The organism is Paracoccus sp. (in: a-proteobacteria), from assembly GCF_047973135.1.
GTDB lineage: Bacteria > Pseudomonadota > Alphaproteobacteria > Rhodobacterales > Rhodobacteraceae > Paracoccus.
Genome location: NZ_JBKEBL010000062.1, coordinates 1 through 1,562 on the forward strand (window position 1 = coordinate 1; position 1,562 = coordinate 1,562).

Consider the following 1,562-nt stretch of genomic DNA (forward strand, 5'->3'; position numbering starts at 1 on the left):
CGGCATCCTCGATTTCCTTGCGCTCCGCCCACCGGGCCGAGCCATAGGTATCGACAACCGCCGCCTCCCGCGCCCGCATCACCGACAGGGTGATGGCGACCGCAATGGAGAGAAACCCGCCCGAGGCCGCGATGGCCCCGCCTTCCCAAAACACCGCACGGGCATAGGCGTCGTAGAAATACCACCACCAGAAGAAGGCGGGCGGTGGGTAGATCGGCACACCCATCAGATCGAACCATGGCGCCCCAAGCTGCGCCTGAAACCCCAGCCGCCAGGCGACCCATTGCGTCGCGCCCCATGTGGTGGTGAGCACGATCAGGAAAACGATGAGGATCTGGCCCCAGAGGATTTTCGTGGCGGTCATGCGGAGACATGAGCGGACGGGCGAAAGGGATTGCAACGCAAATGCCATGCGCATCGTGGAAACGGCGGTGGTGGCGTGCAGATCGGAAAGGATGCGGAGCGCAGGGGCTGTATGGGCTGTTCAAATCCCCAGCCCGCGCTTGCGCCCAAGGCTCCAGTCGATACCGCCGCCGGACCTCACCACGCCCGATACATGTCTGCCCAGCTTCGGCTCAATTTCGCGCGACCATGGCACAAGCTGGAAACCGGGGCCGCCATCCGGGCTGATCCCCTCGATCATCGCATAGCGCCCAGAGGACAGGATCACCTGCCGCCGGTAGGTTCCGCTGACATGCTCGCCCGCCTGCGCAGGGTGATGCGGCAGGCCGGTCTCATGCGCCAGCGTCTCGCCCGCGGCGTCGAGTTCGCGCCGGCGCAGGGTGGCGAGGAGATTGCGTTGCAGGGTGAGGCGCTGGCCCTGACGTTGCGCAAAACCCTCATCGACCAGATGGTCGGCCCGCGCCTCCATCGCCTCGCGCACTTCCTGACCAAAGCCGCCCATGGTGAGCGTCATCCGGTCGCGTTCGACCAGCCGGTGATCCAGCCAGGTCGCGCCGGGCGCGGTGATCTGGGCCTGCAGGTCGAGATCCGAACGGTTGGCCAGCACCAGCGTCGGGCGCGGATCGTCCGGGCCTCCGAAGCGACGAATTTCGACGATCCCGCCCTCGGGCGGCGCGTGATCAAAAGCCTCAAGCCCCCGGAACCGGACATGATGGGCGCGCCCATCAATGCCATCGATCACGGCATAGGCCTCGCCGGTCAGCTCATTATGCAAGCCCTTTTCTACCAACCGCCCGATGATTGGCGAACTGGCCTCCGTGCCATCGGTCGCGAATTCGGCCACGCCGCGATCCTCGCCCCGCGCGGCGAAGGCCCGGTGCATGGTCTTGATGTTATCGCCACGCGTCCCAAGTTCGCGCAGGGTCTGCTCGGCCTCAAACCCGACCATCCATTCGCCGGGCGCGCCTTCGGTGGCCAATCCCATCTTTCGCAGATGCTGCAAACGACCGATCATCAGCCGCCGCAACGCGGGATCATTCGGCCCCTTCGCCTCGGGGCGCAGGTCGATCAGGCCGAGATCGTCGGCGCGGTACTGGATTTCGCGGTCGATCCGCGTCCAGCGATCCGCCGTGACCTCCCGTTCCAGCGCATTGCGGATC

Annotated in this window: 1 protein-coding gene and 1 pseudogene; both read right to left on the reverse strand. The window is 65.9% G+C overall.

The genetic code is table 11. From position 1 onward, the window contains the following. A pseudogene (locus ACK5L9_RS05455) lies at nucleotides 1-364 on the reverse strand (conjugal transfer protein TraG); the annotation flags it as partial. A gap of 120 nt (nucleotides 365-484) precedes the next feature. Next, the coding region (locus ACK5L9_RS05460) for a DUF3363 domain-containing protein (protein ID WP_416910442.1) at nucleotides 485-1,562 on the reverse strand (1,078 nt) is incomplete at its 5' end.